We start from the raw sequence: 14480 nt of genomic DNA, 5'->3' as shown, positions 1-14480 counted from the left end.
CTGTAATCATGAAAATAGCCAGATATGCCGTAAAAAATTACCAGTTCACCCTGGTGATATTTATAATGATCATTGTGCTGGGTATTACTACCATACTCAATATGCCCCGCTCGGAAGATCCGGAAATGAAAGCCCCGCAGTATACCGTTATCGTGGTATACCCCGGCACCAGTCCAAAGGATATGGAAGACCTGGTAGTGGATCCTATGGAAAAGGAGATATACGGACTTGATGATATCAAACGGGTACGTACCTCCATCAGCGACGGCGTGGCCGTCATGCGCGTGGAATATAAATACAGCTCCAATGTAGACCAGAAATACCAGGAGCTCGTGAGGGAAGTTAACAATAAACGTCAGGAGCTGCCTGCCGACATATACAGCATAGAAGTACAAAGACAGGAACCCTCTGATGTGAACATTATGCAGATAGCGCTGATCTCTGAAAACGCTTCCCGCGACAAGCTCCGCTATTATGCCGATAAGCTGCAGGACGAACTGGAGAAAGTACCTTCTCTGAAAAATGTAAAACTGCATGGCTTGCCGGAACAACAGGTAAGAGTGGAACTGCAGCTGGATAAAATGGCGCAGCTGCACCTGCCGGTAAGCACCGTGATGGCGGCCATGCAAAGCGAAATGGCCAATATCCCGGGCGGCAGCATTGACGCCGGCGAAAAAAGCTTCAACATCAAAACCAGCGGCAACTATCAGCATCTCGATGAAATCAGCAACACCATTGTATCTGCCGGCAACGGCAAAAATATTTTCCTGAAAGATATTGCCCGTGTATATTATGGCTTTGAAGATGAGAAATACTTTGTGCGGTTGAACGGTCACCGCTGCGTAGTAGTATCCGCTGCGCAAAAATCCGGCGAGAACATCACTAAAACGCAACTTGCCTATAAACCCGTAATTGATAAGTTCAAAAAAACATTGCCTGCCAACATCGATATGGTGCAGTACTTCGACCAGGCCGATGCAGTGAACAACCGCCTGAGCGGCCTGGGGAAAGATTTTATCATTGCCATCCTGCTGGTCGCCTTTACCCTGCTCCCATTGGGTCAGCGACCGGCGCTCATCGTGATGATCTCTATCCCGTTGTCGCTTTCTATTGGCATCGTATTGCTGCAACTGTTTGGCTACAACCTGAACCAGCTGAGCATCGTAGGACTGGTAGTGGCATTGGGGCTACTGGTAGATGATAGTATTGTGGTAGTAGAGAATATAGAAAGATGGATGCTGGAAGGGCATAGCCGTATGGAGGCCACGCTCAAAGCCACTTCACAGATAGGCCTGGCAGTAATAGGCTGTACAGCTGCATTGGTGATCTCGTTTATGCCACTGGTGTTTATGCCGGAAGGCAGCGGCGACTTTATCCGGAGCTTGCCCCTGGCAGTGATCTTTAGTGTGCTGGCTTCTATGGCGGTATCACTTACTATCATCCCGTTCCTCTCCAGCCGTTTGCTGAAAGAGCATACCGGCAACCCGGAAGGCAACCTGTTTATGCGTTTGCTCAAAAGGCTTATCCATGGCAGTTATGCAAAGCTGCTTGATAAAGCCCTGCATCGCCCGGTAATCACCATCCTGGTTTCACTGGTAATATTCGGCGCCTCCATCGGGTTGTTTAAAGTGATCGGTTTCAGCCTGTTCCCTGCTTCAGAAAAACCGCAGTTCCTTATCAATGTATTTACACCGCCACAGTCGAACCTGAATTACACCAACAGCATTGTACAGCAGATTGAAAAAGAACTGAAGCAGGAAAAAATGGTGGCTTCCTACGCCAGCAACATCGGCAAAGGCAATCCCCGCATCTACTACAACGAGGCGCAGGAGAATGAAAAAAGCGATTATGCACAACTGTTTGTACAGCTGGATCCGCATACCAGTCCGGCTGATAAGAACAAGCTCATTGAATCGCTCCGTAAAAAGTGGACGCCTTATCCCGGCGCCAAAGTGGAAGTAAAGAACTTCGAACAGGGCCCTCCCATGGTAGCACCGGTAGAAGTGCGGCTGTTCGGGGATAACCTGGACACCTTACGGACCCTGGCTGCCAACGTGGAAAAAATGCTGGAGAAAACACAGGGTACTATCTATATCAACAACCCTGTGAGCAACCTGAAATCGGATATCCGTGTACGGATAGACCGTGAAAAAGCGCAACAGCTGGGCATCCCTACCGCCAATATCGACAGGGTGGTACGTTTAGCCGTAGCAGGTATAAACCTTGGAAAGTACAACGATCAGAATGATAATGATTATGATATCCTGCTTACCAAGCAGAAGACGGCTAAACCCACACTGGATGTATTCAGGGACCTGTACGTGAACAACAGCCAGGGAACCGCGATCCCGCTTTCACAGGTGGCACAGCTGCAACTGGAAACATCTCCCCTGACTATAAATCACCAGGAGAAAAACCGGGTGGTAGCAGTAGGCGCTTTCATAAAGAAAGGATTCCTCACCGACCAGGTAATAGCAGACGTAGTAAAACAGATGGATGCCCTGAAGCTCCCTGCCGGATATACTTACGAAATGGGTGGTGAAGTAGAAAGCAGGAAAAATTCCTTTGGTGGTTTTATGAGCGTGATCATTGTTACCGTCTTCCTTTTTGTAGCTGTACTGATACTGCAGTTCAAAACGTTCAAGAGCATGCTCATTGTATTATCAGTGATCCCGTTGGGCATAGTAGGCGCTGCTACTGCTTTGTGGCTCACCGGCAACTCCTTGTCGTTTGTAGCGATCATAGGATTGATTGCCCTGGCAGGTATTGAAGTGAAGAACACGATCCTGCTGGTAGATTTTACCAACCAGCTACGTATGCAGGGCAAACCACTGGAAGCCGCTATCCGGGAAGCCGGCGAAGTAAGGTTCCTGCCTATTGTGCTTACTTCCCTCACGGCTATTGGCGGGTTAATACCGGTGGCTGTTTCCACCAACCCATTGATTGCACCGCTGGCCATTGTGCTGATCGGTGGCCTTATCAGCTCCACCCTGCTGTCGAGGATCGTTACGCCGGTGGTATATAAACTGATCCCTCCGCGGATTGAAGCCATTAACAGCAACGGGTATGGCTCACATAAACGGCAAAGCCAGGACGAAGAGGAAGAGGTATTATCTCATCATGCGGTAATTCACAATTCGTAATTAGCAATTAGTTCCTTACTTTTACGGCTAATTAGCTAGTCACCAATCCTTTGAAAATTAGTTCTTATGAAAAAAATCTTCCTGGCATTTGCAACCATGCTGCTGATGATCTGTATCAGTTCACAGTCGTCGCAGGCACAATTGAAACGATTCAGTATCGGCCCTTTTGTTGAAGCGGGCTTTCCTGTGGGCAAGTTCAGCGACACCCACGAAACCGGCTATGGCATTGGTTTAGGCGCCGATGTAAAACTGGTAGCAGGTTTAACAGCCGTAGGTTCTGTAAGCTACTTTCATTTTGGCGGTAAAAGCTTTAACACAAACGGTGTAAGCGGCGACTACGCGGATTACAATGTAGTGCCTATCCGTTTGGGACTACGGTACAACCTGATCTCTATCCTGTATGTGAAAGTAGAAGGCGGTACTGTGCAGTATACCGGTAAAAACTACAATGGTATAGGCGGGCTGGTAGCTCCCGGTATCGGTATCCGTATCCTGGGCCTCGACGTGGAAGGCAAGTATGAAGCATGGTTTAAAGACGGCACAAGAGGGTTCTTTGGCCTGAAAGCCGGATATAATTTCTAACAAATAAAAAGCTGGTAGTAATAACTACCAGCTTTTTTATCTCTTTAAAATATCGTTGCTGTCCATGTTCTTTCAAACAATCCATCCGGCGCCAGCCGGTTGATCCCCTCTTTCTCTTCCAGCTCCCCGTTAGTATCCACGCTGTCGGCAATCCCGCACCAGGGCTCAATACATACAAAATCCGCATCCTTAGCCGCCCATATGCCCATATAGGGAAAGCCTTCAAAGGCCAGTGTTAAACCATGCGGCGTACGGTTGCTTTTAATACTGATAGCGGTGGATGCCAGCTGTTTGAATACCAGGGCATCATTGTAAAACAGGGATTTCTTCAGGGGCAGTTCGTGTGTGTGTTGAAGATAAGGCACGGGAGCTGTTTCCACCTGCCCGCCGGCGGACAAAGGCCAGATCCCTGCATCCTCTTCTTTATTAAAATACAGGTAATAATCTTCATACGTTGTATCCGGTACCAGCGGCAGTTTAAAGGCGGGGTGCGCCCCTACGGAAAAGAACAGGGTTTTGTCGTCCCGGTTGAGCACCTGGTAAGTCACCTGGAGCTGGTCGTCCTGCAGCAGGTACTGGATGGTAAAATCGAAGCGGAAGGGATATGCTTTGCGGGTAGCCTCATTGTCTGAAAGACGGAGGCTTACATGTTCCGCTCCCTGCTCCGTTACGGCAAACAGCTGTTCCCTGGCGAAGCCATGGCGCCCCAGCGTGTAGTGATCGCCGCGGTATTGATAGGTATTATCTTTCAGCCCGCCGACGATAGGGAATAACACGGGGCTTTTCTTGCCCCAGAAGGCGGGGTCGCCGCTCCATAAATATTCAAGGCCGGTATCGTTGCGGACAATGCTTTGTAGTTCGGCTCCCTGGGGGCTCACCAGTACGGTGAGTTTTTCATTGGAAATCTGTATCATAATATGAGGGTCTTATAAACTAGAACAATGCGAAGATAACCCGTAAATGGAACAAAGCTTTGTACCTTTGCCAGGTATTTTTAAACTTATAAACCGAAGGCATAATGGAATCATTAAAAGGAAAAAAGGCCCTGATCACCGGTGGTGGCAAAGGTATAGGTCGTGCGCTGGCAATGGCGCTGGCCCAGGAAGGCGTAGATATTGCCCTGCTGGGGCGTAGTGCCGGTTCGCTGGAGGCAGTGGCAAAAGAGATTGGCAGTACAGGCGTAAAAGTGGCCTATGCCACCGCTGATGTAAGCGATATGCAGGCGGTGAATGAGGCAGTGACCCTGCTGACAAAAGAACTGGGTGAGCCGGATATCCTGATCAACAATGCGGGTATTGCTGCCTTTGGCGGTTTCATGGAACTGGAGCCTGCCCAATGGGAGCAGATCATCCGGGTAAACCTGCTGGGGGTATATTATGTAACCCGGGCCGTATTACCGGGTATGATAGCCAGAAAAACAGGCGATATCATCAATATATCTTCTACTGCGGGCCAAAGAGGCGCGCCGCTCACCAGCGCTTACAGTGCTTCCAAGTTCGGCCTGCTTGGCTTAACCGAATCGCTGATGCTGGAAGTAAGAAAACATAATATCCGGGTAAGCGCCTTAACGCCGAGCACCATTGCAACGGATATGGCCAGGGACCTGAACCTGACAGATGGCAACCCCGACAAAGTATTGCAGCCGGAAGACCTGGCGGAATTTGTAGTGGCGCAGCTGAAGCTGAACAGAAGAGTGCTGGTGAAATCAGCCGGGTTATGGTCTACCAACCCGTAAGTGACAGCTATTTGTTTCAGCAGGAAGTTCCTGCTGAAACAAATGCCCTTTTTATTTTTTATTACAGATACGGTAGGCGTACCCGATAGAAGCAGTGGCAGCGCCAATATTATTTTTACCGTTGGCAGATCCTTTCTGGATGTTAAGGAAGCCATAGTTCCCTCCTCCTTCCACAAATACCTGGTTGCGGCCAAAGATATAGGCCAGTCCTACGTTTCCGCTTACCCCCACATTGAAAGTATGCAGCTGGTCCTTAATGTCTGTTGTTTTATCGAAAGATTGCGGCTGCTGCGTGATAGGTTGTTTCCCCTCTTCATCCAGGTAAAGTATGCTGCTGCCGCTGGTCACCTGTTTGGCGCTTACCAGGAAGCCCAGGAACGGTCCTGCATCTACGTAGAGGCGTAAAGGTGAAGTGGCCCCCAGGTTCCAGCCAAACTTGGCCAGGATGGGCAACATCAGGTAATTCATTTTTGCCTGGCTTTCGAAATTTGCATACAGGTAGGTAGGCGCGGGCATACCGGGAGGCAACGCGGGCGCCATTTCCGGCGGGAAAGGGAATGCCTGCAATCCTTTTTTCTTACCCCCCTGCGAGGAATAGGAGAGCATGGCTTCAATAGAAAAGAGCTTGCTGATGTGGTATTCACCAAAGATGCCGAAGTCGGGTCCCTGCCTCGAGCTGTAGCCGGTATTAAGCGGGTTGCTCTCACTGCCGCCGGCAGTAAGATTGGGGATACTGATGCCTCCGCGGGCGCCCAGGTCAACCTGGGCATTTGCCTGCAAACAACTCAAAAGCAGCATGGCAGGCAACAACCATTTGTAAGAACAGTGGAATTTCATAGTGATTAATTGTAAAACGAATTTACTGATTATCTCACATTACTCAGCCAACCTGCAATAAACAGCAATACGTCCCTCTTTGCGGGCTCATTATGCATTTCATGATACATCCCTTCCCACTCCCGGTACGTAAGCAAGGCGGAGGGCGCTCTTCCGGCAAACAGGCGGGAACCTTCCACAGCCGTAAATTCATCGGCGTTCCCGTGGATAAGCAGGCAGGGCACACACAGTTCAGCAGCATGTTCCAGGCACCAGGCGCCGTTGCTGATCATATCATTGGCCAGCCGCAGGCTCAGCTTACCATGACGCAACGGGTCGGCCCTGAATTTCTCTACCTCCGACTTATCATGTGAAATTTTATTGATGTCCAGCCCCTGGTTGATCCGGAGATTGGGGGCTATGGCACTGGCCACTTTCAGCACTCCCTTCAGGAAGCCCCCGGGACGCATACCGATGATGAGCGCCGGCGCAGAAATAACAGCCGCCAGGATCACCGGCTGCCGGCGGAGCAGGAATCCTGTGAGCACGCCTCCACCCATACTATGACCGTACATTACCACGGGCTTCCGGTAAGTGTCTTCCACATAGCGGACAAAGCTCTGCAGGTAATCAAACATAAACTCAAAGCCCCTGGAAGCGCCTTTCGCACCATCGCTCCGGCCGTGGCCATAATGATCGATGCCTATCACGGCATATCCCTCCTTCATAAAAAAGGAAGCTACATGATCATAACGGCCCGTATGTTCCCCTATCCCATGTACAATGATCATAACCCGCCCGAAACTGGCGGGGATCCAGTTAATACCATGAAACCTGGTGCGCTGGTAAAACCAGTAAAATTCATTCATAGCCGGAAGTGCTGGTGCAGAAACGAAGATAAAGAATATCTTTACGCCCGATTTCAACCAGGTAAAATTAACTGAACAACACACATGAGCAAACAAGCCACCACTTCGCCGGTATACAGCATTCCTTTAAGTTACCGTAAGATGGAAAACCTTCATATTGTTTTCTGGCTGTTGAAAGATATCAGCTGGTGTATGATATGGAAACCGCTGGGCTTTGCGATGATCTTTCCTACACTGATCATATCCATCGTCATTGCATGGCGCACCCGCCAGTTTATGTCGGAGCTGTGCCACAATGTAGCTATTACCGTATGGATTGCGGCCAATTCCTACTGGATGATCAGCGAATTCTTCCACTTTGATACCATGGTGATCACCGGCGATATTACTTACAAACATCTTGCGCTGATCCCTTTTGTTACCGGGATACTGATACTGGCTTATTACTACCTGTATTACCAACCAAGGCATAAGGAAGAAACTGAAGTGATCACTGAATAAGATGCGCATGCAGTAACCGCTGTATTTCCGCGTTTAACCGTTGCCACGGCAATGTATCATTGGCGGCGTTATACACCCGGTTTAAGACGGATAACGTTTACCGACTGCGCAGGTACTTCCCAGCTGAACTGTGCTGCTGCATGATGAATAGCGGAGCTGTGCGGAATGCAGGCTTCCGGTGCTGTAAAAGAGTTTTCAGCTTCCGGCTTGTCGGCTGTTAAAGTGATCACTTCCGCTACCGGGCTAACTGCTATACCATTAAGACTGATGTCTGCTTTTACAGGAGTGTTTCCGGCATTCACGATCTTAAGGATAATATCTCCCGTCTTTTCATCTTTCCCGGCAATGGAAAATAATGAAGGCGGCTCACGGTAGGTCATCAACAGGGAATCATCTATATAACATCTTACTTCTTCATTATCCACTTCCAAACGGATACTATACCAGCGGCCTGATTCCAGCGGCGCTTTCAATCGCACCGGGTTGCTGATCCCGGCAACATCATACCCGTTGGTAAGACTTTCAAACATGGCATTGGAATTCAGCCAGGAACCGATATGGGCACGCAGGCAGGCATTGGTATCCTTTACCGCAAAAGGAATAATAAATGCGTTTACACCGCCTGTTTTCCTGGCTTTCAGCGAAAGCGTATAGGCATTAAAGTGATGCCCTTTCAGGATGGCCAGTTGCTGTGCGCCTTCTGCTGTTTGTGCAAGCAAACCGGCCTGTTTTTTCCAACTGCCTCTTACAGGGTGCCAGTCTGCCAGCTGTGGATCACGGCGGCTGTTATAAACGGTATCGCCCCGTTGTATCACGGTGATGTCTTTATACTCCGCTTCTGTGTCCCAGGTAGCAAGGCCAATACCTCCCCCGAACTTTGGCGCCGGCTTTTCTTCGGGGAACAAGGTAGTGGTTACCGGGTAATTAAAAGTAGCCTTATGATCATTCAGCATGTTAATCGCATAATAGGAGAGCCTGGCAAAACTGGCGCCTGCATTGAAGTGGATGAGATTCACGGGCCAGTCTACATCATGTTCATTTACCAGCAGCGGCGCATAACTGCTCATCTTCACCAGGTCTGCATTCTTTTCCATACTCATTACATACACCGCATCATTGAGGGCTGCCTGAAGGTTGCCGGCTCCTACGCCTGCATTCGTGGCATACTCTCCCACATACATATCCCAATGTCCCCGCTTATACTTATCGAAGTGGTCAAAATTGCGCTGGCTCCATCCTGCCGCTTTATAGGCATGTTCATCCACGATGTCTGTATGTTGCATACTGTCGAGCGTATGCCGGTTTACATCGCCGATACCCATGCTGGCGATAATGCCTATCTGCGGATATTTTTTATGAATAGCATCATAAAAACGGTTATAGCGTTTGGCATAATCCGGGCCATGTTGTTCGTTGCCTACTTCCACGTATTTGAGTGGAAACGGCGCCGGGTGGCCGTTGGCTGCGCGTTGTTTTCCCCACTTTGAGGTAATGGGGCCAATAGCATATTCAATGGCATCCAGCGCGCTTTGTATATAGGGCGCTACGCTGTCGTCCGGCACAAATGTGCCGCTGCGGTATTCGCAGGAAATCCCCACGTTGAAAACGTACAATGCTGCGGCATTGATATCCTCACAGAACTGCAGGTATTCGTGATAGCCAAAGCCATTGCTGCTCCAGTAACCCCAGGGGCTATACGTAGGCGTGCGCTGCTCCAGCGGGCCCAGCGTGGTTTTCCAGTCGGGCGCACTTTCTACCGTAATCCCTTCCACATAACAGCCCCCCGGCCAGCGCATAAAGGCCGGCTTCATTTGCTGAATGAGCATGGCCAGGTCTGCACGCATTCCATTGGGGCGGTCCCTGAAAGTATGCATAGGGAATAACGATACCATGTCCAGCAAGAGGGTGCCGGGCTGCTGAAGGGTAATCACCAGGCGGGCGGTAGAGTCGCCTGCCTTTGCAGTGAGCACAGCATTGTATTTCTTCCATGCAGCGGCCCCGCTTACATGGAATATAGTGTCTGCCAATATCTGCCCGCTGGCTGTTTGCAGTGAAACTGTTACTTTTCCCGTATAACCTTTCACGTTATTGGCAAAAAAAGAAAGACGGTAGCGGGCGTTCTTTTCCACGTTCATTCCCCAGAACCCTTCATTGACAAGCGCCCCGCCTTTCTCTACCGCTTTCACCTGTATGGCATGCGGTGTAATGGTATTCAGCGGGTGGTCTGTTACCAGGGAAAGCTGTGCATTATTTTCTGCATGCCAGGCCGGCCACCGACTCTTCAGGGGCCATTCCATTTTCCAGTCGGATACCTGCCCGTTCAACATGAAATGCGGCTTACGCGGGAAAGGCACCAGCCACCCGTTTTCCAGCCTGGTACCAGGAGGAAGACGGTGATCCTCAAATCCGCGGTTCTGGACCATTTCTGCATATAGCCCGCCTTCACCGGCATGACTGATCTCCTCGAAGAAAATACCATGCAGGGTAGACGGAATAAGAGGCCCTCTTTCTGCGGTATTTACCCTGATCTCCGCCCTGTTCTGGGCAATTGCCTGGCCACTGCCCGCCAGCAGGCAGATGATGGCCCAAAAGCCCTGTTTTATGCGATCCATAATTATTCAACTATCCATTCATGTATTCCGGTGGCATTATCGGCCGGCAATTGCACTTCCAGTTTCAGCGCCGTGGTTGTCACCGGGTCAAAGGTGATGGTGTTGTATTTATCTTTTGCTATGGTGTATGGCGTTTTAGCATTCACCGGCTTCCACTCGGTTCCCTCCTTGTAATACAGTTTCCATGAAGCAGGTACCCTGCAGCCACCAAAGGGGCCATCATCGTACCAGTATACTTTGGAGCTGCTTACCGTATGAGCAGTATCGAACGTGTACTGCACCCATTCTGTAGTGCCTTTGGCTGGCCACCAGTGCAGGTAAAGCGCGCTGTTATCTTTAGAGTCCTTTGGTTCATACTGGTCGTTCAGCGCCATGTACATCCGCTGGTTTTTCACAGAAGCCGTTACCTTGCTTTTGGAGGCAATGGTGGGCGCCGGTTTGGGACGGGCCGCAGAAGCTTCATAAGGGATCCATACGGTCATTTCAGCGGGTCCCCGGTTGGCCCAGGAAAAATAAGGTATAGCCGTTACCGTTTGCCGGCTGCTGATAAGTGAATCGGAATTCAGCTGCCTGCTGGCGGCGGTACCGGTCATTTGCAGGGTCATTACACCACTGAGCAGATCAGGACGGTATACGGGAGAGATCAATGCCGCTTTATCCACTACGATATTCTGTACGGTGGCGTCTTTATTATCCGGTCCCTCCAGGCAATACATGATAGGGCCACGCTCAAGCGCAAAGCGGGAATGATCATCCTTTACTTCGGCAGTAGCCAGCACCTTCTTTACCTCCATCGGGAAATCCAGTGTCACCTTATCTCCTTTTTTCCAGGATCGCTTAATCACAGCATAACCTTTTTCCATCGTATAGTCGATGGGGTTACCATTCAGCAGGATGGGTATCTTTACAGCAGCACTGTCTTCTTCAAAATACAGGTTGCCTGGTACGGGCCTGTTCTCCACCCAACCCGGAATACGCACCCGCAGGGCAAAGGAGGTAGGCTTCACCGGATTCATGGTAATCTCGTCTTTCCCATTCCAGGGATAATCCGTTTGCTGTACAAGATGTATTTTCCCTGCCTTCAGCTGTATGGTGGCAGAATCTCCCACAAACAGGTTCACGTACAGGTCATTATCTTTCTGCGCATACACATAGCCAGGCATGGAAGGCAGGAAGCGGGTCATATTGGAAATACAACACGCGCAGCCAAACCAGGCGCTTCGCTGGTGCTGTCCCATTGAGGCCAGCGGGTTGGGATAAAAGAAACGGTCGCCGCTGATAGATACGCCGGAGAGCAAACCATTATACAGGGTGCGTTCCAGTACATCAATATATTTAGCGTCGCCATGCAGGAGGAACATACGGCTGTTCCAGTATACATTGGCAATAGCTGCACAGGTTTCTGCATAAGCCGACATATTCGGCAGTTCATACGCAGCGCCGAATGCCTCACCTGCGCCGGTAGCGCCAATGCCACCGGTAATATATAATTTCCGGTCTACCACATCATCCCAGATATCGTCGATGGCCGCCAGGTATTTGCGGTCGCCTGTTAAGGCAGCTACATCGGCCATGCCGGTGTACATGTAAGTTGCGCGTACTGCATGCCCTACGGCTTCATGCTGGTCGGTCACTTTTTTGTGCGACTGGCTGTATTCCTGGCTGTATGGAGTACCCGGCCCGCGAACATCCAGGAAAAATTTGGCCAGGTCCAGGTAGGCTTTGTTGCCGGTTACCCTGTAAAGACGGGTAAGCCCTGTTTCCACTATCTGGTGACCCGGGAACTTTTCTTCTTTGCCCCAGCCGAAATCCTTCACCAATAAATCCGCATTGCGGATAGCAATATCGAGCAACGTTCTTTTGCCGGTGGCCTGGTAATGCGCCACGGCAGCTTCAAAAAGGTGACCGGAGTTATACAGCTCATGACTCAGGTCCTCTTCTTTCTCCCATCGTTTACTCCCGATCCATTGATGCGGCTTTGCCGCTTTTACGGTACGGAAAGTATAGAGATACCCGTCTTTTTCCTGTGCGGCGCCTATAATGCTGATCAGCGTATCCAGGTACTTCTCCAGCCCGGGATTGGGCTGCATCTGTAGCCCATAGGAAGCCCCTTCTATTATTTTATACAGGTCGGTATCATCAAAGGTGTACTCTGTAAGCTTATCGCCCGGCAGCTTTCCTGCCGCCCGCAGAAAGTTATCAATGCGCCCTGTTTTCTTACATTGCTCCAGGGTATACGGAATTGTTACCGTGGCATTGGTCCTTATTTTCGGCGCCCAGAAATGATCGTTCACCCTTACCTGTGTAAAGGCTACCGGTTTGATCGGATAATCTTTCTGCAGCTGCGCCTGCACTGCAGAGCCGGCCATCAGCATCCACGCGCCTGCCAGCGCCGCTTTTCCCCAAAATGATCTCATACCCTTTTTTTTATTACCTTCTAATATAATGTTTTATAATTGTCTAAATAACAATTATTTGTTACAACCAGGATTCTGGTCCGGCAGCGGATTTTACTGATTTCGTCCCTGTGAACCGGCCGGTCATTCAACTCTTCTCTATACCTACAATTTCGTCACATTCGGCAATCTTATAGTCACTTCATAAGTACCTTCAAACAAAATCTGGAAACCGAACCGCGGGTTGGCAGCCCAGGCCTTGGCCGGGGCTCCGTCCATTTTGATAAACCAGGCCGGGATCCTGTAATAGATCAGGTAATTTACATAGCCGGGGATCAGCTTCGCAGGATAGGGCGCAATGGCATAATCCGTGATCAACGCCGTGTCTGTTACGATCACCGGGTTAAATTTTGCATACGAAGTAAATGAAGGACGATCGCCCCGCGTGATCACTTCCCCATTCTTCGGATTAAATAACTTACCGTTCTTATCCATGATCTTTAACATCACCGTAGTACCGGTAGTGGATATACGTTTTAACTCCATCGTTCCCTTAGCTTCACCGGGAAAAGTATTGGTAACAGAATCATAACCGGGTATCACGGGTATCTCCGTCATCCGGATATATTCCGGGTCTTCAATATGCAAACGGGCAATGTTCTTATACACCTTGCTGCCGTTCACATTTGTGGCCTTCACATCAAACTCATACACGCCATTGGGAATATTGGCGGAAGGCGATTTAAAGAGGAAACCACCATTCACCGGGTTAAACTCAAAAGGCAGTTCCTGCAAACTATCCTGCTTCGCCCGCAATAATTTAACGGTGGTATCGGTATCAGGGTCAAAAGACATCTTATCTTTAAATACCCATACCGGGTACCTGGTTGTAAATGCTCCCGGCAGCTTTCCCCCGCCCACAGGGCGTATTTCAAGCATTTCAAATGTTACCGGCGGCGTGGAGCCATCAAATAAAATACCGGGATAACGGGCGGTAATCCCTTTGGGAATAAATATTTCAGGACTTTTATAGCGGATACCATCGCTCAGAAAGCCTTCTTCCACTTTGGTACACGCGGCAGTCATACCCATCAATGCGGCAGCAACGAATAAGATATATTTCATGGTCATCTTATTTTTTTAGTTTTCCCTGTAAATGTAAAATCCGAGGTTGGCGTTGGCCTCCAGCACATGCACCATCCCCGTGGCAGTACGCACTTCAGAGGTTTGGACATAGGCGTAAAAATCCGGCTCTTTGTTCTCTGTGCCATCCGGTACATCTTCATCGGCCAAACCGAATACACGCCGGATCTGTATCCTGTTGGTGGTAGAGCGGATACCGCTTACATCGATATAATACTTTTCCAGCAACAGGAAATAATTCCCTTCACTGTTAATATTGACAAAACTTTTCTTTGTATAACCCAGCGCGCTTTTATCTATCACCCCCTTGAAGATATGCCGGCGCATAAAGAACTTAATACTGTCGGCAGTCAGGCTATCCAACGTAAATTTGAGGTTCTCATTATTGTATTTCCGTTGCAAGGCACGTGTTTGCTGTGCCAGGAAATTGTTGACACCGGCATTGGTAGGCGGGAAAAAAGTAATGTCGCCATTGATCTCTTCTTTCATACCTGCACGATCTATCAGCATAACCACGGTATCCAGCACTCTGCTTTCTTTCAGGAAATCGTAGCTCGACATTTTCCTGATCCTTTCGCGGTCGGTACCGCCCTCGTTCACGAGGTAATTATCTTTTTTACATGCAGCCAGGATCAGCAGTGATCCGAGAAGCAGATGAATGATCTTCATGATAAATGATTTGG

At 49.5% G+C, this 14480-nt stretch carries 11 protein-coding genes; 4 read left to right on the top strand and 7 right to left on the bottom strand.

All coding sequences use genetic code 11. The annotated features are described in order from the left end of the window. Positions 1-8: 8 nt before the first annotated feature. Complete coding sequence (locus tag ABIE50_RS14035) at positions 9-3143, top strand: efflux RND transporter permease subunit (RefSeq protein WP_209860512.1); 3135 nt, start codon at positions 9-11, stop codon at positions 3141-3143. Between the two features lie 66 nt (positions 3144-3209). Then, complete coding sequence (locus ABIE50_RS14030; protein ID WP_142685036.1) at positions 3210-3725, top strand: hypothetical protein; 516 nt, start codon at positions 3210-3212, stop codon at positions 3723-3725. 44 nt (positions 3726-3769) lie between these two features. On the opposite strand, the gene ABIE50_RS14025 is transcribed toward ABIE50_RS14030, so the two are convergent. Next, positions 3770-4639 carry an aldose 1-epimerase family protein gene (locus ABIE50_RS14025; RefSeq protein WP_209860514.1) on the bottom strand — a complete coding sequence of 290 codons (870 nt, stop codon included), beginning with the start codon at positions 4637-4639 and terminating at the stop codon, positions 3770-3772. A gap of 104 nt (positions 4640-4743) precedes the next feature. Here ABIE50_RS14025 and ABIE50_RS14020 point away from each other — a divergent pair, with 104 nt between their 5' ends. After that, positions 4744-5460, top strand: coding sequence for a 3-ketoacyl-ACP reductase (locus ABIE50_RS14020; RefSeq protein ID WP_209860515.1), 717 nt, complete (start codon positions 4744-4746; stop codon positions 5458-5460). A 51-nt stretch (positions 5461-5511) separates the two neighbouring features. On the opposite strand, the gene ABIE50_RS14015 is transcribed toward ABIE50_RS14020, so the two are convergent. Continuing rightward, a complete protein-coding gene (locus tag ABIE50_RS14015) occupies positions 5512-6297 on the bottom strand; it encodes a porin family protein (protein ID WP_209860520.1) in 786 nt (261 codons plus the stop codon). A gap of 29 nt (positions 6298-6326) precedes the next feature. Beyond that, positions 6327-7145, bottom strand: coding sequence for an alpha/beta hydrolase (locus ABIE50_RS14010; protein WP_209860522.1), 819 nt, complete (start codon positions 7143-7145; stop codon positions 6327-6329). An 84-nt stretch (positions 7146-7229) separates the two neighbouring features. On the opposite strand from ABIE50_RS14010, the gene ABIE50_RS14005 reads away from it, so the two are divergent. Next, positions 7230-7646, top strand: a complete 417-nt coding sequence (locus ABIE50_RS14005) for a hypothetical protein (RefSeq protein WP_260607409.1) — start codon at positions 7230-7232, stop codon at positions 7644-7646. A 68-nt stretch (positions 7647-7714) separates the two neighbouring features. Here the strand turns inward: ABIE50_RS14005 and ABIE50_RS14000 are convergent, their stop codons facing one another. From ABIE50_RS14000 to ABIE50_RS13985, 4 genes are all read right to left on the bottom strand, one after another. Beyond that, complete coding sequence (locus ABIE50_RS14000; protein ID WP_209860524.1) at positions 7715-10258, bottom strand: alpha-L-arabinofuranosidase family protein; 2544 nt, start codon at positions 10256-10258, stop codon at positions 7715-7717. A 2-nt stretch (positions 10259-10260) separates the two neighbouring features. Further along, positions 10261-12675, bottom strand: coding sequence for a glycoside hydrolase family 127 protein (locus tag ABIE50_RS13995; RefSeq protein ID WP_354028006.1), 2415 nt, complete (start codon positions 12673-12675; stop codon positions 10261-10263). A 144-nt stretch (positions 12676-12819) separates the two neighbouring features. Next, positions 12820-13779, bottom strand: a complete 960-nt coding sequence (locus ABIE50_RS13990; protein WP_209860531.1) for a DUF5007 domain-containing protein — start codon at positions 13777-13779, stop codon at positions 12820-12822. Between the two features lie 15 nt (positions 13780-13794). Further along, on the bottom strand, positions 13795-14466 hold the full coding sequence (locus ABIE50_RS13985) for a fasciclin domain-containing protein (protein ID WP_209860533.1): 672 nt from the start codon (positions 14464-14466) through the stop codon (positions 13795-13797). Between the last annotated feature and the right edge of the window lie 14 nt (positions 14467-14480).

Origin of the sequence: Chitinophaga sp. OAE865 (assembly GCF_040546735.1) — a bacterium.
In the GTDB taxonomy this organism is placed as follows: domain Bacteria; phylum Bacteroidota; class Bacteroidia; order Chitinophagales; family Chitinophagaceae; genus Chitinophaga; species Chitinophaga polysaccharea_A.
The sequence above is the reverse complement of the archived record's forward strand: the minus strand, read 5'-3'. Positions and strand labels throughout refer to the sequence as shown.